The sequence below is a fragment of the Streptomyces sp. DG2A-72 genome (genome assembly GCF_030499575.1).
In the GTDB taxonomy this organism is placed as follows: Bacteria; Actinomycetota; Actinomycetes; order Streptomycetales; family Streptomycetaceae; genus Streptomyces.
Window position 1 is genome coordinate 7082257 of the sequence record NZ_JASTLC010000001.1, and the last position, 23359, is coordinate 7105615.

General features: G+C 71.5%; 28 protein-coding genes. 1 reads left to right on the forward strand and 27 read right to left on the reverse strand.

Annotation, left to right across the window (positions count from 1 at the left end):
* Nucleotides 1–75: 75 nt before the first annotated feature.
* From QQY66_RS33765 to QQY66_RS33820, 12 genes are all read right to left on the reverse strand, one after another.
* The gene (locus tag QQY66_RS33765) at nucleotides 76–525 is read right to left on the reverse strand and encodes a hypothetical protein (protein ID WP_301987579.1); all 450 of its coding nucleotides are present in this window, start codon (nucleotides 523–525) and stop codon (nucleotides 76–78) included.
* Between the two features lie 250 nt (nucleotides 526–775).
* Entirely contained in the window at nucleotides 776–2575 is a 1800-nt protein-coding gene (locus tag QQY66_RS33770; RefSeq protein WP_301984096.1) for a hypothetical protein, read from the reverse strand.
* Nucleotides 2572–3714 (reverse strand): AAA family ATPase, encoded by a 1143-nt coding sequence (locus QQY66_RS33775; RefSeq protein ID WP_301987580.1) that lies wholly within the window; start codon nucleotides 3712–3714, stop codon nucleotides 2572–2574. Before QQY66_RS33775 ends, QQY66_RS33770 begins: the two co-directional genes overlap by 4 nt.
* A gap of 194 nt (nucleotides 3715–3908) precedes the next feature.
* Complete coding sequence (locus QQY66_RS33780; RefSeq protein WP_301987581.1) at nucleotides 3909–4130, reverse strand: hypothetical protein; 222 nt, start codon at nucleotides 4128–4130, stop codon at nucleotides 3909–3911.
* A gap of 287 nt (nucleotides 4131–4417) precedes the next feature.
* Complete coding sequence (locus QQY66_RS33785) at nucleotides 4418–4861, reverse strand: hypothetical protein (RefSeq protein ID WP_301984097.1); 444 nt, start codon at nucleotides 4859–4861, stop codon at nucleotides 4418–4420.
* Between the two features lie 14 nt (nucleotides 4862–4875).
* Entirely contained in the window at nucleotides 4876–6231 is a 1356-nt protein-coding gene (locus QQY66_RS33790) for an MFS transporter (RefSeq protein WP_301984098.1), read from the reverse strand.
* Between the two features lie 28 nt (nucleotides 6232–6259).
* A complete protein-coding gene (locus tag QQY66_RS33795) occupies nucleotides 6260–6610 on the reverse strand; it encodes a hypothetical protein (RefSeq protein ID WP_301984099.1) in 351 nt (116 codons plus the stop codon).
* A 2-nt stretch (nucleotides 6611–6612) separates the two neighbouring features.
* On the reverse strand, nucleotides 6613–7020 hold the full coding sequence (locus QQY66_RS33800; RefSeq protein ID WP_301984100.1) for a hypothetical protein: 408 nt from the start codon (nucleotides 7018–7020) through the stop codon (nucleotides 6613–6615).
* Between the two features lie 62 nt (nucleotides 7021–7082).
* On the reverse strand, nucleotides 7083–7250 hold the full coding sequence (locus tag QQY66_RS33805) for a hypothetical protein (RefSeq protein ID WP_301984101.1): 168 nt from the start codon (nucleotides 7248–7250) through the stop codon (nucleotides 7083–7085).
* 593 nt (nucleotides 7251–7843) lie between these two features.
* Nucleotides 7844–8299: a hypothetical protein gene (locus QQY66_RS33810; protein WP_301984102.1), complete on the reverse strand. Its 456-nt coding sequence runs from the start codon at nucleotides 8297–8299 to the stop codon at nucleotides 7844–7846.
* Nucleotides 8300–8319: 20 nt separating this feature from the next.
* Nucleotides 8320–8853, reverse strand: a complete 534-nt coding sequence (locus QQY66_RS33815) for a hypothetical protein (RefSeq protein WP_301984103.1) — start codon at nucleotides 8851–8853, stop codon at nucleotides 8320–8322.
* Entirely contained in the window at nucleotides 8853–9545 is a 693-nt protein-coding gene (locus QQY66_RS33820) for a glycosyltransferase (RefSeq protein ID WP_301987582.1), read from the reverse strand. Before QQY66_RS33820 ends, QQY66_RS33815 begins: the two co-directional genes overlap by 1 nt.
* Before the next feature lie 422 nt (nucleotides 9546–9967).
* On the opposite strand from QQY66_RS33820, the gene QQY66_RS33825 reads away from it, so the two are divergent.
* Complete coding sequence (locus tag QQY66_RS33825) at nucleotides 9968–10285, forward strand: hypothetical protein (RefSeq protein WP_301984104.1); 318 nt, start codon at nucleotides 9968–9970, stop codon at nucleotides 10283–10285.
* 425 nt (nucleotides 10286–10710) lie between these two features.
* Here the strand turns inward: QQY66_RS33825 and QQY66_RS33830 are convergent, their stop codons facing one another.
* The 15 genes from QQY66_RS33830 to QQY66_RS33900 all read right to left on the reverse strand — a co-directional run bounded on the left by QQY66_RS33830 (nucleotide 10711) and on the right by QQY66_RS33900 (nucleotide 23061).
* Entirely contained in the window at nucleotides 10711–10839 is a 129-nt protein-coding gene (locus QQY66_RS33830) for a hypothetical protein (protein ID WP_301984105.1), read from the reverse strand.
* Nucleotides 10836–11531, reverse strand: a complete 696-nt coding sequence (locus QQY66_RS33835) for a hypothetical protein (protein WP_301984106.1) — start codon at nucleotides 11529–11531, stop codon at nucleotides 10836–10838. The genes QQY66_RS33830 and QQY66_RS33835 overlap by 4 nt, the downstream gene beginning before the upstream one ends.
* Nucleotides 11532–11568: 37 nt before the next feature.
* Nucleotides 11569–12645 carry a hypothetical protein gene (locus tag QQY66_RS33840; protein WP_301984107.1) on the reverse strand — a complete coding sequence of 359 codons (1077 nt, stop codon included), beginning with the start codon at nucleotides 12643–12645 and terminating at the stop codon, nucleotides 11569–11571.
* Nucleotides 12646–12652: 7 nt separating this feature from the next.
* A complete protein-coding gene (locus QQY66_RS33845; RefSeq protein ID WP_301984108.1) occupies nucleotides 12653–13162 on the reverse strand; it encodes a hypothetical protein in 510 nt (169 codons plus the stop codon).
* A gap of 48 nt (nucleotides 13163–13210) precedes the next feature.
* Nucleotides 13211–13969 carry a hypothetical protein gene (locus QQY66_RS33850; RefSeq protein WP_301984109.1) on the reverse strand — a complete coding sequence of 253 codons (759 nt, stop codon included), beginning with the start codon at nucleotides 13967–13969 and terminating at the stop codon, nucleotides 13211–13213.
* Between the two features lie 38 nt (nucleotides 13970–14007).
* The gene (locus QQY66_RS33855) at nucleotides 14008–14478 is read right to left on the reverse strand and encodes a hypothetical protein (RefSeq protein WP_301984110.1); all 471 of its coding nucleotides are present in this window, start codon (nucleotides 14476–14478) and stop codon (nucleotides 14008–14010) included.
* Entirely contained in the window at nucleotides 14475–14879 is a 405-nt protein-coding gene (locus QQY66_RS33860; protein WP_301984111.1) for a hypothetical protein, read from the reverse strand. The genes QQY66_RS33855 and QQY66_RS33860 overlap by 4 nt, the downstream gene beginning before the upstream one ends.
* A gap of 192 nt (nucleotides 14880–15071) precedes the next feature.
* Nucleotides 15072–16586, reverse strand: coding sequence for an ATP-binding protein (locus tag QQY66_RS33865; protein ID WP_301984112.1), 1515 nt, complete (start codon nucleotides 16584–16586; stop codon nucleotides 15072–15074).
* A gap of 49 nt (nucleotides 16587–16635) precedes the next feature.
* Nucleotides 16636–17181, reverse strand: a complete 546-nt coding sequence (locus QQY66_RS33870) for a hypothetical protein (protein WP_301984113.1) — start codon at nucleotides 17179–17181, stop codon at nucleotides 16636–16638.
* Between the two features lie 26 nt (nucleotides 17182–17207).
* Nucleotides 17208–17666 (reverse strand): DUF6238 family protein, encoded by a 459-nt coding sequence (locus tag QQY66_RS33875; RefSeq protein ID WP_301984114.1) that lies wholly within the window; start codon nucleotides 17664–17666, stop codon nucleotides 17208–17210.
* A 95-nt stretch (nucleotides 17667–17761) separates the two neighbouring features.
* On the reverse strand, nucleotides 17762–19234 hold the full coding sequence (locus QQY66_RS33880; protein ID WP_301984115.1) for an SCO6880 family protein: 1473 nt from the start codon (nucleotides 19232–19234) through the stop codon (nucleotides 17762–17764).
* A gap of 87 nt (nucleotides 19235–19321) precedes the next feature.
* Complete coding sequence (locus QQY66_RS33885) at nucleotides 19322–20689, reverse strand: ATP-binding protein (protein ID WP_301984116.1); 1368 nt, start codon at nucleotides 20687–20689, stop codon at nucleotides 19322–19324.
* Nucleotides 20690–20730: 41 nt separating this feature from the next.
* Nucleotides 20731–21414 (reverse strand): hypothetical protein, encoded by a 684-nt coding sequence (locus tag QQY66_RS33890; protein ID WP_301984117.1) that lies wholly within the window; start codon nucleotides 21412–21414, stop codon nucleotides 20731–20733.
* Nucleotides 21414–21722, reverse strand: a complete 309-nt coding sequence (locus QQY66_RS33895) for a DUF6112 family protein (RefSeq protein WP_301984118.1) — start codon at nucleotides 21720–21722, stop codon at nucleotides 21414–21416. The genes QQY66_RS33890 and QQY66_RS33895 overlap by 1 nt, the downstream gene beginning before the upstream one ends.
* Before the next feature lie 229 nt (nucleotides 21723–21951).
* Nucleotides 21952–23061: a C40 family peptidase gene (locus QQY66_RS33900; protein ID WP_301984120.1), complete on the reverse strand. Its 1110-nt coding sequence runs from the start codon at nucleotides 23059–23061 to the stop codon at nucleotides 21952–21954.
* Between the last annotated feature and the right edge of the window lie 298 nt (nucleotides 23062–23359).

The window sequence follows — 23359 nt, forward strand, 5'->3', positions numbered from 1 at the left end:
GCGGTGGGAGGATCAATGCTCCGGAGGATCCCCGGTTTCGGTAACCGGGGATCGTCGGGTATAACCGCTGGTCGGCTACCGGAACGGGTTCTCGGTGCCGCGGTCGTGTTCGGTTGCGGCGTCGAGGAGTTCGGGCAGATCGGTGCCCTCAGCATCCCTTTGGTCGATCCACCATCCGGCCCGCGTAATGGTGCGGATCTTCTCCTCCAGCACCGCCCAGTCGGTCTCGTCCCAGGTGCCCTCGGTGACCAGGGCGGCATACGCGCGGGTGGCCAGCTGGTGGCGGCAGCGCTCGCCCCAGTCCTGGGCGCGCTCGGTGCCCTCCAGCGGCGGCATCTCGAACTGCTCGGCCCACAGAGCGGCGGCCTGCTGCTCTTCGGCGCGCCGGGCGGCGAGCCACTCCTCCTTGCCGGCATTGTCGCCGTCGCGGGCGGCCTTCCAGCAGTCGGTGCAGTCGCGTTCGGTGAGCCAGCGGGCGAATCCGGCGCGCCGGTCGGCAGGGCGGTCGGACAGGTCGTGCGTGATCTCGTGTCCACAGGCGTGGACGACGGTCCAGGTCTTCTGGACCCCCGGGGAATTCCGTTTGATGGGCGTTACGTTCGAGGTCGGGCTGCTGGTCTGGGGCTTCAAATCGAGTGCCTTTCGTTGGCGGTTGGGGTGGTGGCCTGCGTCGTTGCGGAGGGTCGTGCATCAGATGCACGATTCATGCGGCGGACGGAGGTGGTCTGGAGTGCTTGGCGGTGGTCTCGGGGACGCTTCCGCCTTCTGCGTCGTCTCAGCGTGTCCTGCGGATGGCGTCTGTGGCCGCCGTGGCGATGGCGACGGGAGCGCTGGAAGGCTGGGGCAGGTGCAGCAAGGTGGTCCCCGGCAAGTGGCGGGACTCCGCGGTGAGGGTGAGCTGGAGTACGGCGCAGCCGGCGGTCGTGAGCTGCTGGACGCGGGTGACGGCTTGAGCCGTTTCGTCGCTGCCGTACCGGGCGTCGGTGACGATCACGAGGAGGCGGCCGGCGCCGGGGCGGCTGAGTTCGAGGCCGTGGTCGAGTGCGTCGATGGCGTCGCCGAGGTTGTGGTGGCCGCCGTTGGCATCGAACGTCGTCACGCGCTCTGGTGCTCGGTGGGTGGGTCGGGTCAATGCGGTCAGGTGCCTGTCATAGGCGATGGTGGCGGTCAGCGAGTCGGGGTCGGTCAGGGCTGCTGCGCGTGCCACGATCCAGGCAGCGGACGCGACGGGCGCGCAGGCGGCACGCATGGAGCCGGAGACGTCGACGGCGATACCCACACGCAGCGGTGGGGTGGGGGAGTTCCGGCGGCGGGTGTGGGTGAACGGTTCCGCGGTGGGGACCGACCCGGCCGCGCGCTGAGCGTCGCGGGCGAGGGCCGCGCGCATGTTGAGGCGGCCGGGCGGGGTGGGGCTGGTGGTCCGCTCCTCGGTCCGCTCGCGGTAGGCGGCGGCACGCAGGGCGCGGCTCAGGCGCGCGGCGGCACTCTGCTCGGCGGCGGTGGGCCTGCGGGTGCCGGTGACCGGGTTGCCGTAGGGCGCCGGTGTGCCGTCGGGGGTGACGGTGGTGCCACGGGCGTTGAAGACCGACTTGGCGGTGGCGGCGGCTTTGCGTCGCTGGCCGGCCCGCTGGGCGCGGTCCTGAGCCTGCGCCTTGGACTGCGCGGCCATGGCGTTGGTCGCTGCGGCCTGTGCCGCGAGGTCGGCGGCGTCGGTGGCTGCCGTGCTGTCCATGACGACCCCCACGGCGCCGGACAGCAGATCGGTGAGGTTCTCCGGCACGGGCAGGGCGGGGGCAGCGGTGTCCAGAGCGTCGCACCATTTTTGAGCGTGCGCGAGCATGGTCGTGGCGTCGTGGTCGGCGCACTGGTGGGCTGCGGTCCAGATGCGGGTGAGTGTGGCCAGCAGGTTTGCGCCCAGCACCTTTTCGCACAGATCGGCGACGGCCCGGGTCTCGCCGGCGTCCAGGATGCCGACGTCACGGCGGCCGAGGACCAGGGCAGCCACGGCGGCGGCGTGCTCGATGCCCTGGAGGGTGGGGTGGGCGATGTCGGGCATGACCAGGGTTCGGGCACTGGTGCGCAGGTACGTGCGGTCCGTGGGCCGCGTGATCAGGTGTGCGCCTTCGACGCGGCTCTCCTCCAGCAGGAGCGCGGCCTCGACGACACGGGGGTTCGCTCCGGCAGGCTTCGTCCAGACGGAGTGGGCCGCGTGCGCGGCCTCGTGGACGAACACTCCCCAGGCGGCGGGATACCGCTCCTCGTCGCCCACGATCCGCGGATGGATCTCGTGGGGCTGGAGCGGGGCGAACAGGCCGGCGTCGAACTCGACCTCGCCCAGAGTGGGGAAGAACGCGGCCGGTGCGCCGCTGCGCGTGCCGGGGCGGCAGGTGACGAGGAGGTCCTGGCGGCCGGAGAGGGTGACCAGCCGATCGCCGAGTTCGGCTCCCACGCGCAGCCACGCGTCCGGGGAGGAACGGGGTTGCGCGGGCGGGGCGCCGTCGTCGTCCCATCGCGCGAGGTCGGCGTCGTCGTCCGGCGTGGTGGCGGGGGACTGGACGTGGTGGTGGGCGCTCATCGCGAGCGGCCCCGGTGTGCGGAGCCGGTGCTGCCCGGGGGCTGCCGGACGGCCGAGGCGGGGAGCTGTTTGCCGAGGGTGAGGGGCGCGATCTTCTTGACGCCGGCAGCTTTGATGACGGCGGCGGCGACGGCGTCGCGATCCTCCACAGGAGCGATGCCGACGAGGTTCGCGAGCGCGGCTTTGGTGCCGAGGACGGCCTCGGTCTTCTGGTAGCTGAGCAGTTCCCGCAGTTGGGGGGCCCAGCCCAGCTCGCCGAGTTCGACCTGGTGGGCGAGGTGTCGGGCGACCCGGACCACCCGGGCATCGATCCTCAGCGCCAGGGCGAGGTCATAGTCCGTGCCGATCTGGATTTGCACGCTGAACCGGCTCGCGAGCGCCTCCGTCAAAACCGCCCCGTGGACGCCGGGATTGTGGCCCGCCACCACGTAGAAGCCCGGCTCGGCCTTGATGGTCTCGCCCTTGTGGGCCTTGACCTGGATCTGCCTGCGCCCGTCCATCGCGGGATACAGCGCCGCCAGGACCTTCGGTGAGATCAAGGTGGCATCGTCGATCAGCAGGGCGCGGCCCTCGGTCATCGCGGTGACCAGCGGACCGTACTGGAAGACGTAGGCTCCCGCGTCGTCCTGTGTGTACTCGCCGATCAAGTCGCCGACCGTGGTGTCGCCGTCACCGGCGACGGTGAGCAGGTCCGGGAACGCCGCCTCGACCAGACTCGTCTTGCCGGTGCCCGGAGGGCCGTAGAGCAGCACTGGCACGTCGGCGTCGCGCAAGCGATTCAACGCCTCGACGTCGGGCAGATCGGCCAGCTCCCGGGGGTGGTAGACCTGGCCCCCCGCGCGGCGGATCGGGCCGGTCTGCCTGGGCGTGGCTGCTGCGGGAATGGTCGTGCGGGCCGTGGCCGCCTGGGCGCGGGGAGAGTGGGTGCCCGGTGGGCTGATCACAGCGGTCTGCGCGGCTGCGGCGGTTTTCGCGTTCGCGCGGAACTCCGGTTGTCCGGTTCCGCCTTGGTCGGCCTCGCCGCGTCGCACCAGGGTGAGGGCGGCGTTGCGGACGGCGCCGTGGGAGTGGCCCAGCTGCCTGGCCATGTCCCCGATGGTGAGCGTGTCCGCCGGCCGGTCGGCCAGCAGTCGGGCCACCTTGGCCCGTAGTTCGCCGGCCTTGGTGCGCGCTGGACTGGTAGGCGCTCCGGGTGTGGTCAAAACGAGGCCCCTTCAACAGGTGCGGGTGCGGGCGGGGTTGGCGATGCGCTGGAGAGGCTGGCCGCTCTCGGAGCGGATCACGGACTGTGCCGACATCGGCGACCGGGCCAACCGGGGCGTACCGTCGGCGCTCACCGGCCGACCGAGGGCTCGGTCCAGGTGCACGGGGTGGCCGGCGACGAGCAGCTCGCTGGCTGCCGAGCAGGCCCGTGCGTCCGCTCCGTACCGGGGTCCGTCGCTCGGCAGGCGCAGCCTGGCGTCTCTTCGAAGCCGGCCTGGAGCAGGATCCGCCGGGCGGCGGCGTTGTAGCCGGTGGTGGTGATCTCGCCGGTGATGGTGTGCCGGATCGTCATGAACGGCTCTGCTGGTGCTTCGGGCAAGGCGGATCTCCTATCGGTGGTGGCGGGAAAGCGGTGGGGTGTTGGGCGAAGGCGAGGCGGGCCCGGAGCTTCCAGCACATCAACGGTGCGTGGCTGGACCACGAACGATGGGCAATGACTGCCGACATGCTCGGCGGCGGGCCTCACCGCCCCGCAGCTACCTGACTCGCCTTTCCGCACGTTCTGATAGCCGGGTGTACCAACAACGGCCATGGGCGGGAATTCTCCCTTGTGTTGGGGCGGCGCGGGCGCCGGCGTGGTCAGGGGGTGCGAGAGGCGGGTGCGTGCTGCTCGGCGAACTGCTCGGCGGCACGTTCGAGGAGATCCGCCTGGCGCCGCGGGGTCCTGCGGGCAGCGGTGGCCAAGACGCCGTCGATCCGGGCATCGAGGGTGCTGACGGCGTCCAGACCTGCGGCGCGGGCGACGGCCAGGCGCAGTTCGGCGTCGACCCAGGGCCAGTGCTCGGTCTTGGGCACCGGGGTGGTCTCGTCGCCGCCCAGGGACGAAGCCAAGCCGCGCAGGTAGTGGCCGCCGTCGCTGAGAATCTCGGCCAGCGGAATGTCGTCCTCGGCCATGAAGCAGCCGTGTTGCAAGACCGTGAGGACGGCGCAGCGCAGCAGGGCCGGCTCGTCGCGGTCGGGTGAGGTGCAGAGCGCGCAGTCCTCGATGTGGTGGTCCCAGACGGACGAAGACGGGTGGGGCAAGGCGGAAGGGCCTTTCATAGGTGAGGGATGGGAAGCGGGGCGGTGGCGACGTCCACGGGGAGGGTGGGCGTGTCGGCCTCGGACCAGCGGTGGCTGCCCCTATTGGGGACCGAGGAGTCGCTGGGGTGGAAAACAGATGGGACGACGGCGGTGGGGCAGGTGTCACGGCGGGCCGTGATGCGGTGGCGGGCGGCGGCGAGGACCGTCAGGGCGAGGGCGGCTCCGGCCGCGGGCAGGGCCGCGGTGGTGAGGCGGTGGGTGGCGAGGGCCCCGGCTAGGGCGGTGCCGGCGGCCTGGCCGGCGCCGACCGAGGCGATCAGCCAGGCGTACGCTTCGGTTCTCCGCTGAGTTGGCACGAGGGCGTCTGCGGTCGTGAAGCCGCAGGCGATCACCACAGTGAGGAACACGCCCGGCACGGTGACCACGACGGTGGCCATGTGAGGGCCGGGAAGGCCGAGCAGCGGCAGCCAGCCGGCGCAGAATCCGGCCGCGGCTGTGAGCAACTGGACGATGGGCGAGCCCGGCCAGGCACGGCGGGCGTAGAGGAGGCCGCCGAGGAAGCTGCCGGTGGCGAAGGCGGCGGGGATGAGCCCGGACAGCAGCTCCATGTCGTGCAGTTCGGCCATGGCCACCGCCCAGACGTTCATGGCGCCGAGGGCAATCCCGAAGCCGGCATGGGCCAGGAAGACCAGCGACAGGGGCGTGCTGTGCAGCTCGGCCGCGGTGGAGCCAGCGGTGTGCTGCGGGCGCCAGGTGCGGGACGGGGGCGCGGTGAGCACCACGGTCGTGCCCACAAGGCCGAGCACGACGGTCGCGAGGATCGCGGCGCGGGGACCGTAGGCGGTGGCGAGCGCGGCGACCAGGAGCGGGCCGGCGATGTAGAGCAGGCCCTGGGAGCCGGTATCGAGGGCGAGGGCGACCCGGCGCCGGCCAGGGTCGGGCAGGACGGTGGGCCACAGGGCCCGCAGTCCTGCCTCCAGGGGAGGGGAGGACAGGCCCGCGAGCACGACCGCGGCTAGCGCGAGGGTCGGATCGTCTCCGACTAGCAGGAGCAGCAGACAGCCGGAGTTGATGACTGCGCCGGGTGCGGACACCGGCAGCTGGCCATGACGGTCCATCAGGCGGCCTTTGACCGGCTGGGAGAGGGCGCCAGCCAGCCCGTACAGGGCGCTCAGCAGTCCGGCGGAGGCCAGGGAGGCACCGTGGGAGGTGATCAGAAGCACGATGGCGACGGGCGCCATGCCGTTGGGCATGCGTCCGATGAGAGTGCCGCCGAGCAGCCGGGCGACATGCTGGCTGCCCAGCACAGCGCGAGAGGAAGTCGAGGCGGCGGCCGGGGCCTGGCCGACCGCATGATCAGTCGTGGTCAATTGGGGAGAGGTGTTTCCATTCACGGGATCAGCGGTGAGGGCGCCGGGCGCTACCGGGCGGTGCGGGCTGGGCGGTCATCGCGGCCTTCGTGCGGCGGGTCGTCGGCGGCGCGGATCCGTCGGGCGGGCCGGGTCGCAGGTCCGGGTCGAGGTCGACGCGGTAGCGTGCGGCGGTGAGCATGTCGGCCGCCCAGCTGGCGTGCTCGTTCTCCCAGGCGCGGCCGAGGTCGAAGGGGAGCCGGACCCAGACGCCGCGCAGCGTGGGGAAGGTCTCGAACCCGGCGCGAGCCAGGATGCTCGCGGCGAAGGCGTCGTAGGAGCCGTCGACCTCGACCGCACCGAGCTCGTCCCGGGTGATCCGGATCGTTGCGTTTCCCATGCTCACCGGCCCCGTGCGGGTCCGGCCGATCGGCCGGGTCCGGCAACCGGTGCCGCAGCGGGCTGCGGGCCCCGGCGGCTGGGCATGGGCGTGGCCGTGAGCGGGGGTGCCTGCTGCGGAGAGTGGGTGGCGGCGGCCTGCGCGACGCGGGTGCGGCGCTCCATCAGCCCGTTGCGTACGGCCGGTTGGGGCGGGCCGGGGGTGCGGGCAGGGTCGAGGGCGGGATCGGCCTGGACCGCATACCCGTGGCGGCGCAGGTCGTGGACGGCCTGGCGGGTGCGGCGTACTCCGTCCTGCTCGGGGTGGGCGAGCCGGTACAGGCCCGGGGTATCGGGTACCGGCTCGAACTGCTCACGGACCAGGAACCACTGGGCCAGGTGTGGAGGGATGTTCGCCGTGGCGATGGCCACGAAGCCGTGTTTGGGGTGGGCGCTGAAGCGGAAGTGGTCAGACAGGTGCGGGGTCTTTCTTCTCAGGTCAACCGGCGCGCGGAACGCGCACCGGGAGGCGTGGGCAGGGCTGGCGGGAGCGCGCGGACACAGTGGTCGTGTGCGGCGAGCGGGTGGAGCGGGGCGGCGGCGCGGGCTTGGCGCAGGAACACCTCGCCGTCGGCCATCCATGCCTCGATCACGGGCAGCATGCGCGCGTCGCGCTCGGCCTTCGCGTCCCCGTACGTCTCGGCCGGCAGTGCGGCCGGAGTCTGGCGGAGGTCGTCCAGCCGGGCGTTCCAGTCGGCCAGGATCCCGGTGCCCTGCGCCAGGGCTTCGCGCAGGCGGTCCAGTGCGGCGGCGTCTTCGGGCCAGGCGGTCCAGTGCGGCGGCGTCTTCGGGCCAGGCGGTCGTGGCGGGCCGGCACTGATCGAGCAGGGCCGGTGCGTGGGTGAGGACGTCGCGGAACTCCTGCCAGGTGAAGTCGGCGGACTGCCCTTTCAGGTCCGGGATGTGGCCGGGGTTCATGGGGCTGCCGTCGCTGAAGCGGCCGGACTCCGTGATCGCCTGCCGGGCGTCGTCCTCCTCGCGGATCCGCTCGAGTGCGAAGGCGACGGTGGCCCACCGCCGGGTGTGAAGGGCGTGGTGGTAGGCGGGCAGGAACCGGTTGGCGATCGCGCGGGCGGCCTGCTCGGGCGCGGCGGGCAGGACGATGCTGCTCGGCGGACTCGTCTTTGCGAGGTGTTCGTCGAAGCCGTTCGGGGCGAATGCGCCGAGCAGGTAGTCGCTTTGGTGTCCGGGCCGTTCAGCGAGCAGAAGTTCGATCCCAGTGTCGTCGGTCAGGATCGCCGTGTAGGGGGAGCCGCTCGGTTTGGACGGCGTGGATCAGTTCGCCGGCGTCCCACAGCCACGGGAGCAGGTCGTGCTGCCACAGCGGGTGGCTGTGCACACCGACCTTGGCGCTCCAAGGGCCCGGCAGGTGGGCGGCTATCTCGTCGGCGACGTCGCCTAGGTAGCGCCTGTTGCTGGCCGTGACGGTGGCCTGGTGGCGGCGGGCGGTGCGGATCAGCTGGTGCACGGCGTCGCGCGCCGCCTGCGGATCGTTGACCGCCAAGGCGAATGCGCCGTCGTCGCGTCGGTGGAAGCCGACGAGCTTCAGTGCGGTCTCTGCCCACCGGTACCGCTCGCCGTGAGCGACGGCGGCGATGCCGGCGCTGGCACTCAAGACGAGCGTGATCTCGGCAGGGGGATGGGAAGGCATGCGGGGTTCTTTCGATGGGATCAGCGCTGTAATCGCTGCCGGGGCTGAGGCCCGGCATGGGCAGGCGGTTGGGTGCGTAGCGCGGCCGAGGGCGGTGTGGAAGGTGCCGCCGGGGCGGGCGCAGGGCGCAGGGCCGTGGCGGTTTCGCGAAGCCGGGCGGCGGCCTCGGCGTACTTCTCGGCCGCGATACTCCGCATCACCTCGGGGTCGTTGCGCAGAGGGGAGGCGGCCAGGTCCGGCAGGGCCTCCCGGTGGAAGCCTGTCGCGGCGTAGGTCAGGGCCTCGGTGAGCACGTTCAGGGCGCCCGCGATCCCGGCAGCGGCCTCGGCGAGCCGAGCCAAGACGGCCCGTTCCGGCAGGTAGACCGTCTCCGGCACGGTGAACCGTTCCTGCGCACGCTCGGTGGCGTACTCAAGATGGTGGGCCAGGACGTTGATGTCGTCCGTCAGCGTGACCACGTCGACCGCCGCGGGGCTGGTGGGGAAGGCATCGGCGAGTTCGTCCAGGCGCCGGCCCAGGTAGTCCAAGGTGGCCTGGGTGGCGGAGGCGGGCATCAGAGCGCCTCGCTCGCATTGCTCGGCTCCAGGCGGGACAGGGCGGCCCACAGGCTGCGTCCGAAGTTCCACGCATGCCTCCGAGCGCTCGCCTCCAGGGCGTCGTAGGAGTCCTGGCGAGTCATCTGGCCGGGGTGTTGGCGGTACCGGTAGACCGGGAGGGGCAGCAGGATGCCGGGCGCGAGGCTGGTGACGCCGAGGGCGGCGATGTAGTCCTCGCCCTGGACGAGCCCGCCCATGGGGGCGGCGCGCACGAGGTCGGTGCGGGCGAGGATGGTGGTGGGGCCGATCGGGATGGTGTCCTCGGGCCTCTTCCAGTACGTCCACACATCCCCGGCCTCGTGCCGGCCGGGCGGGGTCGGGCACCGCCACAGCGTTGTCGACCCGTCCGGGTGCAGGTCCTGGCTATATCCCGCGCACCAGCCCACACCTGTCGCCTCCAGCACGCGCAGACGTACGGCCATCGCGTGGTCGCTGAACTCGTCGTCGTCATCCGCCCAGTTGACGTAGTCGGTGCGCACTTCGTTGAGCGCGAGGTTGCGGGCGCACGCTGCCCCTACCGGGCGGGACAGCGGGAGAACGCGGACGCGGTCATCGTTGGCGAGCGGAGCCGGGAGCCGGGCGGGGTCGGCGCCGTCGAGCGCGACGACCGCCTCCCAGGGCGCCTGCTGGCGCGTGAGGCTTTCGTACATGGCCGTCAGGTGGCCGAGCCGCTCGGGCTTGAGCTGGGTGGCGATGACGACCGTGATCTTGGCGGGGGATGGCGCAGGCAGAGAGGTCTCCGGGACAGGTAAACGGGGTGAAGGGAGTTGCGTCAGCGGCGGGGAGCGGTCCGGGCGGTGGGCGCCGCAGGGGTGGGGGTGATGGTCGAGGCCGTCGTGCGGGGCGGCAGGGTCGCCGGGACCGGATGGCCGGGGCGCCACCGGTAGGCGCTATTGCTGAACCGGGCCCTGGGGTCGGTGTCCCAGGCCACGACGGGACCGCGGTCCTCCGCGTCGAGCGGGATGACCTCGATGCCTTCCTGGGGGTGCAGGACATACCCCCAGTCCAGGCCCCGGTGGGACTTCTCGGTGACGGTCCACGGCTCGGGCTCGGCTGCGCCGACGGTGATGACGTGGACGTTGTCGAGTTTCCTGCTGGGGTGTTCGTCGCTGCCGACGAGTTCGGCGCGCAGGGGTTGGGGGGCGCCGTCGAGGAGGTCGGTGCCCAGCTGGGACCAGCCGTCGGGCGCTTCGTCGATCAGGTGCCGGCACAGGGCGTCGAGGTCACCACTGAAGCGGTACTGGTGGGCGCCGAGCAGCAGGGGGAGGTGGTGGCTTGGGTAGCCGTCCCAGTGGACGTAGACGCCGGCGTATCCGGTGTCGGTGGGGCGGGCGATGAAGGAGCGGGTGGCCAGGAGTTCTCCAAGGGCGTTCGGACGGTGGGTGGTTGATATCCCGGGTCAGGGGCGGCGGCGTACGGGGTGGGTGCCGGCGCTGTCGGCGGCCCGGCGGTGCTGCTCGGCGACAGCGGGCGCCGGCGCGGGCGTCGTGCTGGGCTGAGCCTCGGAGAGTGGGCTGGTGACGGCTGCCAGGGCCCGGTTCAGGCTCGCTGCGCGGCGGCGTGGCCGAGCGCGATGGTCAGTTGGCTTTCGACTGAGGCGGCGGTGCCGGGGCGCGGGGTGAGCCGGTGGGTGTCGGCGAGGCCGATCACGGTCGTGCTCAGGTGAGTTGCGGCACGGTTGCTGTGCGCGAGCGCGGTGGCCAGCTGGGACGGGTACGCGCGCGTCCCGCGTGGCCCGTCGCGAGGGAGCCGTCGGCGACTGGTGCAGGGCTGCGACGAGGCCGGAGGCCAGGTTGTACACGGTGACGAGCTGGTCTAGTGCGGGCACGAACGCCGCCTGTGCGCTTCCGGTATGCGGCGGGGCCAGGCGGCGGCGGTCTCGTTGATGCGGCGCTGCCAGGTGGCCAGGCGGGCGTGGACGAAGGAGTCGTGGCTCTGGCTCATCGGCGGTTTCCCTTGTGCGGGTTGACCGGTGGAAGGGGCGGGTGGGAGCGCGGGCCTTCGGTGGAGTGCATGGTGATGTGGAAGTCGCGGTGCCGCAGGCGCTGCAGGCTTTTGATCAGCTGGCGCTTGGTCTGCTCGGGGGTGAGGGTGTCCGGCAGGTGGCACTCGCCGGTGGCGGGGTCGAGCAGGAAGCCGCCGTGCGCGAGCAACTCGATGAAGGCGCCGATGTAGCCGGTGCGGATCCGCGGACGCTGCTGGGTGTCGAAGGTGACGTGTACTTGGAGGTGGCCGGGGCTGCTGCGCCGGATCGGGGTGGGCGACGCGAAGCGGTAGTTGGCCAGCAGTCGGCAGTGCATCTTGGCCGCGGCCCGGACGGGATCGGCGGGCACGGCGATGCCGCGCGGGGCCTTGAGGCCCTGGACGTGCTGGTGGCTGGTGTTGGCGGGCAGCATGGGCAGCACCAGGTACTCGTCCGGGCGGTGCGGACGGGGCATGACGTACAGCTGCAGGCCCCAGTGGTGCGTCAGCACACTCCGCTGGACGCCGTCCGTTTGGAACGCGGCGTAGGGCAGGGGGCCGCTGTCCCAGATTCGGTTGCTAGCCGGGTCGTCGGCGATGGGGACCGAGGTGGGGGAGGGCTGCCAGCCGGGCAGGCGGTCGGCGAGCGCGTGGGTGAACTCGCTTATGTGCAAGGGCGGTTCCTCGTAGGTGCACTCTGGCGGGTGGTGGTCAGGAGCTGGTGGACATGCCCTGGGCGTCGGTGCGGCGGCAGGTGTAGCCGATCAGTGTCGACTTGCCCGGTGCGGTGGGGACGGTGGCGACGTCGGAGCAGGTGAACGTGTACGTGAAGTACGGGCTCGGGGTCGTGCCCAGCCAGGCGCGGTCGTCCTTGTCCGGCACGATCTGCAGCCCGGAGCGGGCGACCGCGTCACGCTGGGTGTGCGTGTGCGCGAAGACCACGATGGCGCTGCCGTCGGAGCTCTTGAGCGCGTAGCTGTCGGTGAACTCCGCGGCAGCGGAGGAGAATGCGGTGGTTCCCCGGGTACCGAACTTGTGGATCGTCTTGTCGTGCACCTTGATCTGCCGGGTGGACGTCTTGGTGGTGGCGAAGACCTTCTTGCCGCTCATGTCGCCGCCGGTGGCGAAGTTGTCGACGACGCCGGCGCGCAGGACGTCGACCGGGGCGGCGACGTTCTTGGTGGACGTGGCGTCGACCGCGGTGGCGTAGCCCTCGGTGTCCAGGGCGATCTTCGGGAGCTGCTTCTTGTCGTCGAGGTCGACGGAGGCGACCATCTCCCACCGCTTCGTCGTCGCCTGCTCTGCCATGACCAGGAGACGGGGGTACTTGTCGTTCTTGCCGCTGTAGGTGACGGCGGCGAACCACTTCTGCTGGCCGGCGGTGAAACGCGGGATGTAGACGTTGGTGGAGGCCAGGTTGTACGACCACGGCTTGTACTTCTTGCGGTCGGCCTTGGGCAGGCCCTCGTCCTGCTTGTAGTCCGCGACCGACATCGCGTACAGCGGGCCGTCCTCGATGGTGTCGAGGAGCTTTCGGTTGTTGTCGGCGTTGGCCTCGTTGTTGATCTTGGAGTAGCGGGTGATCTGGGCCAGTGCCTCCTTCTTCGTCAGCGCTGGCTCGGCGGTCGGCGTGGGGGAGGCGGCGCGGGTGGCCGTGGCCGTGGTGTCGACGTCGGTGGTTCCGGAGGTGGCGCAGGCGGACGCGGTCAGCGCGACGGATACGGCGGTGAGCAGGAGAGCAGTGCGGCGGGCGGAGATGTGCAGGGGAATCAGGGAGCTCCGGGACAATAGCGGGTTAGCGGGTACGGGATGAGGTGGCGGATGCCGTCGGCGGGGACGGTGAGGTCACGGCCGGTGCCGTGCGGGTATCGGCGGCGGCACGCAGTTGCTTCGCGGCGCGGGCGAGGTGGGTGCGGCTCTCGCCGAGCCGGTCCACGAGACCCTGGTGCGCGGAGGCGATCGCCCGGGTACGGGCGGGACCAGGGGCCTGGTGGGTGAGGTCGGCGAGGAGGCCGAGGTGGTGGACGGCGGCTCCGAGGGCGGCGAGCGCGGCACCGGTGGGCTCGGCCGCTTGGGCGAGAGCGAGGGTCGTGCGGCGCACGGTGGCCGTGGCCTGGCTCGGGTAGCGGGCGGCGGCCCGGTATCGGAAGGCGCTCTCCCCGGCCAGGTAGCCCAGCAGGCGGGCCAGGTGGCGGACTTCGTCGTCCAGGATCTCGCTCAGCCCCGGGTCCGGTTGGATCTGGTCGGGGAGCGGGAGGTGGTCGGCCACGGTATTGAGCCGGTCGGCCACGTCATGCAGCAGCATCCGCTGGTCAGGATCGGACAGCGGCAACTCCAGGATGTGAGGGGGCGTCTACCGCCGTGCTGAGGACGGCGTGCCCACCGTCGGCTGCGTGCCGGGTGCTGCTGTGGGCGGGCGGGTCGGGGGGCCGGGGGTGGCGTGGCGGAAGTTGACGCCGACGCCTTGGGCGGTGAGCAGCCGGACGGCGCTCTGGATGAGCAGGGCGCGGTCGCTGGTGCTGTAGGAGGCGGGCAGGGCGAACGCCGACTCGTGTGGGCTGTACTGGAAGTAACAGCTGTAGAGCACGGTGCGGGCGTCTTCGGGCACCGACTTATACGGTGCGCCCACGACCCCGTCGGGGTACCAGATCAGCGTGAGGGTCTGGGCGACCTCCGGTGCGGGCAGCCGGTGCGGGGGCTCTGGCTGGATGTGGGCGTTGTGGTGGACCGCGTCCAGGGCCTGCCGGTAGCGGGGCAGCACGCGGCGCGTGACCGCGGCGGCGGCTCGGACCGGATCGTTGGGGACGGCGATGCCGTTGGGCTCGGCCACCATGCGGAAGTGGTGTGGCTTGAAGCCCTTGGGCTCCAGCGGGGCGATCAGGTACTGGCGGGGGTAGCGGGGCCGTTCGATGACACAGAGCTGTGCGCCGTCAGGCCCGTCGAGGAGCGGGATGGGTGCTTCGGGGAAGTCCTGGACGGCCGAAGGGGCGGGACCGCAGTCCCACACGCGGTCGGCGATCAACCGGTGGTTTTTGGGAGGAGGGAAGCCTTCGTACTGGCGGTACCACTGCCCAGGCAGGTGCTGGGCGAGGGCGGGGGCGAAGACGGACACGTCGGTGCAGGATGCAGGCATCGGGTCCTGAGGAGCTGTCAGCGGGTGCGGCCGGAGGACGGTCCGGCGGGCGGGGCCGCCGGTGCCGAATGGCTGGGGGCGGTGGCGTAGTAGTCGGCCACGGCTTCCTGCCAGCTCCGGCGCCGGGGAACGGCGAGGGCATGCATGCGGTCGACGGCGACGTGCAGGTCTTCGCCGAGTCGGCGCAGCGTGAGCGCGGCCGATTGGAGGTCGTGGTAGAGGTCGAAGCCGTCCTGGCGTTCGGATGCCTTGGCCATCTTGGCTGCCGCTTCGAAGAAGTCTTCGAGGCCGGCGAGGAGTCCCTCGGTCGGCTCCAGGACCTCATCGAGGAGGCCGGCGGCTTCGTCGTACGAACGGGCGGCATTCAGCCGGTCGGTGAGATCACGTACGGCATCGGCCGCCCAGTCCTGGGCGGCAGGGGAGTCGGGCTGGGATGGCAGGTGGGTCTCTCCGGTTTCAGCAACGGTCGGTGATGATGCTTCGGTCAACGCCGTGGCCCACCCGGACCTGACTGCTGCCCGGGCGGTGGTGGAGCCGGTGGCGTGTCGTGGGCTGCGCGGGCCTGCTTGGTGAGCGCGTCGAGGTCCGGGGGCGGGGCGTCGTGGGCGCGCAGGATTTGCAGGTCGGCGTCGGCGGCCATGGCCAGGGCGGTCTTGATCCGGCTGGCGGCATCCCGCAGGAGCTTGGGCGGGGAGCCGGGGGCGGCGCCGCGGTTCTGCCGGCGCCATTGCGCGGCTGCGGCCAGGTAGTCGACGACCGTGTTGAGGAGGGGTTCGGCGGCATCCAGCAGGGCGTTGGTGACCGCGCTGAACTCGGCGGGAGTCTTGGCCGCGGCCAGCGCCGTCAGGTACGGGTCCAGGTCCGGTACGGGCAACGGCTCGTCGGGCAAGGGGTGTTGGGAGCGGAAGCCTTCGGTGTCCCGCTTCGCCCAGCGGTACAGGTCGTCCGTGGTGGCGGACCGTGTGTGGTAGGCGTGGATCTGTTCGGCGGTCCGGCCGACGTTGTCGTACAGCTCGAAGTCGGGGTGCTGCAGTGCGGCCTTCTTTCATTCGGTGGGAGCTTGGGTGCGCCTCGCGGCGGCTTACTGCATACGGGCGTCCGTATCGAACAGCGCCAGCTCGTGCGGGTGGAGTTGATGTTGAACGATGAAAGATCGTCCGGCGACGCGCCACAGTCCGCGTCCGCGGTTGAGGTGGGCGATGGCCTCGGTCTCGACCGTGGTCAGGCCCAGCAGGGCGGCTGCGGCGTGGAGCTGGTCGGTTTCCTGGCGATAGATGATGCGGGTGGAGCAGTCGGCCAGGAGGCCCTCGGCCAGGGCGCGGCCCTGGGAGCCGGCGTCGCCGGCGGTGAGCAGGTCGGACAGCCGGTGGATGACCATGAGGTTGGCGATGCCCAGGCCGCGGGAGAGTTTCCACTGGGACTGCATGCGCTGGAGGAGGCCGGGGTGGCGCATCAGGCGCCAGGCTTCGTCGTAGACGATCCAGCGCCTGCCGCCGTGCGGGTCGGTGAGAGCCGATTCCATCCACGCGCTCGCGCAGGTCATGGCGAGGACGAGCGCGGTGTCGTCGCCGGAGCCGCCGAGCCGGGACAGATCGATGGTCAGTATCGGGGAGCTGGGGTCGAAGGCAACGGTGGAGGGGGCGTCGAACATGCCGGCCAGGTCGCCGTGAACGAGGCGGCGCATGGCGTGGGCGAGGTCGCGGGCAGCATCACCGAGCCGTCCGGACATGGTCCCAGCGGCGGCGTCGAGCTGGTCGGGGTTGTTGAGGGTGGCGGCGATATCGCCCAGCAGGGGCGTGCGGCGTGCGGCGGCGGCCTGGGCGACGACCGCGTCGAGGGCGACGTCGAGCGCGGTGTGCTCCATCGGCAGCAGATCGCGACCCAGGACAGTCCGGGCAAGGGAGCCGAGCAGGAGCAGGCGGCGCTTGCGGATCTCGCCCGCCCAGTCGGCCTCCGGCACGCCGGCCGGGCGCGGGGCGGCGTCCAACGGGTTGAGCTTGCCGGGCAGGCCGGGGCCCAGCGCGATGGAGGTGCCGCCGAGCGCGGAGGCGACCGGGGTCCATTCGCCCTTGGGGTCGCAGGGCACGTAGACGCGGTAGCCGTGGGCGATGGAGCGCAGCGCGAAGGACTTGGCCAGCGCGCTCTTACCCTGGCCGATCACTCCGGCCAACAACACGTTGGGGTTGGTGAACCCTTCGAGGCGCCCGTACAACGAGAACGGGTCGAACGTGAACGATGCCTCGGCGTGGACGTCGCGGCCGATGTAGATGCCCTCGGCGCCCAGGCCGCCCTCGGCGAGGAAGGGGTACGCCCCGCTCGCGGTGGCGGTGGTCATGCGGTGCTGCGGCAGCTTCAGCCTGTTTCCGCGGGCGGAGGCGGGTCCGGGACGGCCGCGGGGCGGGAACAGCGGCGGCGGCATCTCGGGCTCGACAGCCTCGTGGCCGTCCGAGTAGGCGCCTGCTTCGGCGCGGGCCTTGGCGGCGGCTTCGGCGAGCTGACGGCGCGCGGCTTTGCGGCTGGCCCGGTCGGTGCCGTGCGGGGTGAACAGGGGGGAGGCCGAGGCGCGGCGGGCTCGGCGCGCGGGCCGGTGGGTCATGACGGAGCGGCTTTCACGTGACGGCGTCTGGGAGCAGGGCGGGTGTGGCTCAGACGGCCGGTGAGGCGCTGAACAGGTGCTTCCAGTAGCCCCTGCCGTCGTTGTTCCAGTCGAGGTGCAGTTCGCCGTCGGCCAGTCCGCGGCTGGAGCCGATCGTGTAGCTGAGGATGGGCGTGGTGTAGCTGTTGTTGTAGTTGGCGTTGGAGTCGCTGTTCTCCAGTCGCGACTCGATGCCGTAGTAGTTCGCCGACTTCTTCACCGGGTCGGTGCCCGCCTGCGACTTCTTGACCTGGAGCTTGAAGTACGCGCCGTCGAATATGGAGCTGTCGTCGACGTAGCCGTACGCCGGCCCGTCCCAGCTGATCTTGGCGTAGGTGTAGACGGTGGAGCCGGAGCGCTTCGCACACAAAGTGACCTTGACGTCCCAGTTGTCGGCCCACGGGCCCGAGTACGCCGGGTCGTCGATCGACTTGGTGCTGGTGGTGCACCGGTAGTCGGCTGCGGCGGCGGCGGGGGAGGCGGTCGCGAGCGCGGCGCTGCCGGCGAGTGCGGCGAGGACGACGGCGGTGGAGGTGGTGCGCTTCAGCTTGTGCATGCAGTGCCCTTTCGTGGAGCGAGGAATTACTGGCTGCAGGTGGTGGTGTGGCCGTGCAGCGGAGTGTTGAGGTCGGTGGGGGTGGTCTTGCGGCGGATCGCGTGGGAGGCCGCCAGGTGCCGCTGGCAGATCGTCAGCACCGGTGGGCCCTCCGGCAGACGCTCGGGCCGGCACTCCTCGGCGGCGGGGCCTTCTCCGTCGTCGGCGGGCACGGTGTGGAAGGCGTCGTGGACGGCGGCGGTGGCCTGCCACAACCGCAGGTGAGCGGCGGCCAGATGACGCCCGGCGGCCGGATGCGGGGGCCGGGTGCTGTCAGTGAGCTGGTCGAGCAGTTGGTGGGCGGCGGTGAGGTGGGCGTGCAGCGTGTCCAGGTGCAGCCGGTCGGCGGGGGCGCCGTGCGAGGTGTGGGCGCGGGCGTGGTGGCGTAGACCGGCGGTAGCGGCGCGGAGGTAGGGGTGTGCGTCAGTGGTGCGGGGTGCGTTCAAAGGGGTCCTTGGTGCCGCAGAACGGCACGTTCATCGCGGGCGGGAGCGGGGACCGGGAGCTGGTGATCGTCATCAGCAACGGGGTGGGAGGGGTGTCACAGCGCCGTGCGGGCGAGCGGCAGGGCGGCGAGGGTGAACGCGTCGGGCTGCTGGAAGTACAGGCGGCGCAGGTCGACCTGGGCGGTGACGGCGGCGGTCTCGATCTGCGCGCACGCGGCGTCGAGGGCGGCGTCGGTTTCGGCGCTGACGGTGAGCAGCCCGGTCAGGGCGACGTCGGCGTGGCCGGCGATCAGTTGCCGCTCGCGGACCTTGACGTCGGCGTACTCGACGGAGTCGGCCTCGGAGTCGACCTGTCCGCGACGGGCGCGTTCGTTGGCGTCGGCGATGATGGCGGCCTTCGTGCGCTGGACGTCACGCAGCGCGGACTCGAGTCCCTGCGGCACGTATATAAGGGACAGGCTGCGGCGGACGCCGGCGGTGAACATCAGACCGTGCAGGAAGCCGGGGGTGGTCTCGGTGCGGGGCCAGTTCTCGATCCAGTAGGTGGCGTGGCGGGCGCTGTCGGTGCCGAGTCGGTCGTACTCCTCGACCTGGACGACGGGCCCGGCCGCAGGCGGGTCGGCCTCGGCGCGCCCGGTCGGCGACCACTGCTGGAGGGCGGACAGGGCGTGGGGGTCGTAGGCGGTGCGGATGACCGCGGCGATCTCCCGCGCGTTGAGCCAGCCGGTCACCATCAGTCCCGCGCTGCGTGCGGCGAGGGCTACGGCACAGGTGGTCTGCTCCAGCACCGTGAAGGCACCTGGTAGCCCGCCGCCAGCCTGGCTGATGAGGCGCTTGGCAGCCTTGAGGTCCAGGCTGATGGCCAGGTACGCCTCGTGCGGGGCGGCGGCCGGGCCGGCGGAGGCGACCAGCTCGGAGTACACCTGCCCGGCAACCGGGGTGTCGGGGCGGCCGTGCTGGGCCCAGTGGCGGGCGAGGGTGTCGCCGGAGTCGGGGACGGTGCGTTCCAGGACCTGCACGGTGGCGACGTGTCCGGTGCGGGCGATGCCGGCCAGGGCCCTGCCCCAGCCCGCCACATTTGCGTTCTGCGTGGCGGGGTCCAGCAGGGCGAACGCGCGGGAGGAGACCCGGGCGACAGCGGTGAGGGTCTGGTGGTGGGGGTCGTGGACAGCGGCAGCCTGGTTGGCGGAGTCACCGGGGGTGACGACCTTCAACGAGGCGGCGGTGCCGGGCAGATGCAGCACGCCGTCCTGACGGGGCCGGGAGACCGGGCGGGCCAGCCACAACGTCTGGCCGGTGCGGCGCCGGTGGGCGTAGCGGGCGACGATCGGCGCCCAGTCGATCAGGGACTGGCCGTTGCGGCGGATGGCGACCAGGGCGGCGATGACCGCCCACAGCGGGGTCAGCGCGATCGCGCCGAGCAGCCCAGTGGTCACCACCGTGATGAGCAGCAGGGCCAACGCGGAGGAAACGAGCAGGAGTTGGGGCAGGGAGAGGCCGAGGAGGATGCCGCGCCTGGAGCGGTGCGGGAATTTGACCGTGATCGGGGAGACGGAGAGTTCAGACAAGAGCCGGTTTCCGGTGAGGCGCGGGGTGAGGCCGGGACGGCGTACTCACACGCGGAGTGCGGGGCGCCGTCCCGGTGGGGGGATGGGTCACAGGCCGGTGGGCGGAGGCGGCGGCGTGCCGGTTGCGGCCGTACTCGTGGAGTCCGGGGCCGGCGGAGAGCCCTGCGGCGGCGGGGCGGAGGCGCTGGTGGGGGGTGCGGACATGAACCCGCTGCCCTGACCGGTTGATCCGCCACCGGACCCGCCGGGCCCGGGCGTGCCGCCGAGGTGGCCGGTGGTGTCGTCGCGCGGGCTGGTCGGCGCGGGCTGCACTGCCTTCTCCAGACCGCTCTTGATCCCCTCGCCTCCGGACGACGGCGTCGTGGAGCTGCCGCCGCCTTCCTTGCCGGTGTCCGGCGTGGGGTTGGTGGCGATGTCCCCGGGAAAGCCGCCCGGCACGGCATCCGGGCCCTGGGGAGCGGCGCCCGCTCCGGCCGCGGCACCGCCGGTTCCGGCGGTAGCTGCTGCTGCGGCGGCCTTGCGGCCGGCGCGTTCGGCGTGCTGGCGGGCGATCTGCGCACCGGCTCCGCCGGAGCGGTGCAGCGTCTCGGCGTCCGAACCTTCGGAGGCGGCCCAGTGCACGAACTTGAACGTCGCGTACGGGCACAACAACACCAGGGCCATGATGACGATGCCAGCCATGACGTCGGCGAGTGCGGCGATGCCGTCCTTGGCCTCGGTCTTGCCCATCGCCGCGATACCGAGCACGAAGATCACGGTCATCAGGAGCTTGGAGACGACGAGGGTGGCGGTGGCTTCGATCCAGCCCCTGCGCCAGCGCCGGGCGACCTCCCAGCCGCCGCCAGCTCCGGCGAAGACGGCGAGGGTGACCATGACGAGGATGCCGACCTTGCGGACCACCATCACGCACCAATAGAGGAAGGCACCCAGGGCGGCCCCGACTCCAGCGAAGACGGCGACCAGCCACCCCAGGGCTTCGAGACCCGGGATCTGGCTCACCTTCACGATGCGCCGCACTGCCGTGGCGATGTCCAGGTTGGCGGCTTTGAACAGTCCGTCGGACAGGGCGTCGACCACTTCGATGGCGACGGTGGTGAAGGCGATCGCGGTGAAGGCGAACAGCACACCGGTGGCGGTGCCGGTGAACGCCTGGGTGAGGGCCTGGCCGTCGCGGCGGATCGCGGCGCGCACGAGCTGGGCGCAGAAAGTGGCGACGAGGACGATCAGGCCGATCGGCAGGATCATCTCGTAGTTGTCGCGGAACCAGCTGGTGTTCAGGTCGACCTTGGTGGTGGTGTTGACCGCGTCGGCGGCCAGGTCGGCTGCGGCGGCGGCGAGTTCGCCCGCCGACTTGGCCATCCAGTTGCCGATGGCCTCGCCGGGGTTGGAGGCGAAGTCGACCGCATCGCCGACGGCGCAGAGTTTGTCCGCGAGAGGGAGGTCGCAGAAGCCCAAAGGGGAGTCACCCCTCCTTTCTCATCTGGGTGCGGGGCGGGTTAGGGCACGACGCGGGGGGCGATGGAGACCAGGGAGCAGTTCGCGTTGGGGCGGCACTGCACGGCGAGGGTGATAGAGCGGTCCTCGGCACCGGCGCCGCCCTTCTTCCAAGCGATCTGCTGCTTGCCGGTGACGGTGACGGCGTAGATGTACGCCTCGGTGATCGCCTCTGGGGCGTCCGACAGGGCCTCTTTGAACGCGGACGGGTAGTGGGCCTCGGACACGCTGGCGGATGCGTACTGGTCCTGATCCGCCATCCGCGACCACAGCACCGGATCCGGCACCTGCGCGGCGATCGAGGACCAGTCGGCGTACTTGGTCTCCGCCGTCAGCCACGCCTTCATCCCGGCGAGCTGCTGGTCACGGCTGGTGGTCCGGGTGTCGTAGGACCACAGCATCGCTGCGGCGGCCTTGGCGAAGGCGACCGGGTCCGCCAGCGGCGGAGGCTTGGCTACCGAACCGGTCCCGGCCGACGCCGTCGGACCGGCGGACGCGGAGGCGGTGCTGCTAGCCCCGGATGGAGTGGTGGTCTTGCTGTCGTTGGTTCCGGCGCGGCCGATGAGCAGGGCAACGACGGCGGCGAGGGCGAGCAGGACGGCGAGGCCGATCGCGATGGCCGTGATGCGCTGCCGGGTCGACCACTCGAGGCCGTAGCCGGACAGGGAGAAGGATCGTTTCGGCATCAGTGGACTTGCGACCCCAGGGCGGAGAAGAAGGCCACGATTCCGTTCGCGGCTCCGAGGCCGAGGGCGGCGCCGGCCGAAACGACCGCGCCCTTCTTACCGTTGGCCTCGGCCTGGTGGCCGCCGGTGTGGTGGCCCCAGGCCCACACGCCGAGCGAGACGGCGAGCGCGCCGACCACGGCGACGATCGCGAACAGGTTGATCGAGTTGACGACGTTCTTCAGCACGGCTAGGCCGGGCAGGCCACCGCCCGAGGGTGTGATGCCGGGGTCGTAGGCCAGGTACTGCGCGGTGTCGAGCAGGTGCAAAGGGAGGCTCCTTGTGCGCGCCGAAGCAGACGCGCGGGAATCGCAGAAGAGAAGAAGGGGAGGGGCGAGGCAACTGCCTCGGAGAAGGGGGAAACGGGCAGGCGGCTCGGCCCTGCTGAGGGGCGGCCCAGGGGGATGAGCCGGCGGCAACCCCGCTCAGCTGCCGGGTCAGTCGTGCCGGCGCTGTGCTGGTGAAGGAGGCATGCGCGACCTGCGACCCGATCGGGGGTCAGATGACGCGGCGGGCGGCGAGGATGCCCCAGTCCGCCAGCGGCGCAATTCGAACAGGCTTGCCAGTGCGGGGTGCCTCGATCGCGAGACCCGAGCCGATATACATGCCGACGTGTTCGGGACGGTCGGCCGTGCCGCGGGAGAAGATCAGGTCACCGGGCTTTAGCGCCTTGGGAGAGACGGCCTTGCCCTCGTTGACCTGCGTGTACGTGGTGCGGGTGAGCTGGATGCCGGCATGCGCGTACGCCTGCTGGGTCAGCGAGCTGCAGTCACAGCGGCCCATCGGGTCCGGGCCGTGCGGCGCGGTGCAGGTACCGCCCCACTGGTACATCGTGCCGAGCTGCGCCATCGCCCACGCGATCGCCTTGCGCGCCTTCGGATCGGCGTCCTTGGGGATCGAGTAGCCCTTCGGTATCGAGCCTTCGGGGATGGTGCCGTACCCGGAGCCGTCCTCGGTCGCCGTGCAGGAAGTGCTGCTGGGGGTGGTGTCCGTGTCCGTGCCGGAGGCGCCGGGGAAGGTGGCGGCGATCGCCTTTTGCAGGGCGGTCGCCAAGGGTTCCCACTGGGCGTAGGCGTCGGGGTAGGCGGAGCGCTGCACGGCCTGGGCGGCCTGGGTGACGGTCATTTGCTGCCAGCCGTCCACCGAGAGCAGGTGCTTGTAGAACTGGGTGGAGGCATAGACGGGGTCGTGGATCTGCTCGGCGGTGCCCCACCCCTGACTCGGGCGCTGCTGGAACAGACCGAGCGAGTCCCGGTCACCTGAGCTGAGATTGCGCAGCCGCGATTCCTGCATCGCGGTGGCGAGCGCGATGATCTGGCCCTTCTTCGGCACGTTCAGGCTGATCCCGGTGGCCACGATGGTGCGGGCGTTGGGGATCTGCTCCTCGGGCAGAGACAGGCCCTCGACGGGTACGTCCTTGGCGGACGTGCCGTTGAGGATCTTGGTGACCTGCTCGACGACGGCGTCGGTGTCGACGTCGCCCACGCAGCTGAAGGAGGAGTAGGTGGTCTGGGCGGCCTCGCTGGAGGAGGCCATCAGCATGGCCGTGCCGGCGAGGAGGAAGGGGGAGAGGACGAAGACGCCGATGCCGGCGGCTATGCCCTTCAATCCGGCTGGCCTCCCGGCGGACGGCTACGGTCCGGCGGCGGGGCGTTTGCGGGCAGGGGAGGGTAGAGCGATGTCAACGGGGTCCTTGGAAGCGAAGTCCTGGCCGCGCGTACGCAGGAGTGGAAAGGGAGCGGGCGGCCGGGCTGGGTGAATCGGGATGCCTGCGCAACGGGGCGAGTTGCACTTCGCGCCGCTGCGGGGCGGCGGGTCAGGTGTGCCGGGACAGGGGGAACCTCCACGAGGGCAGGGGCAGGGGGCGGGCCATCGGCGGTGTCCGCCGGGCAGTTCCTAAACAGTA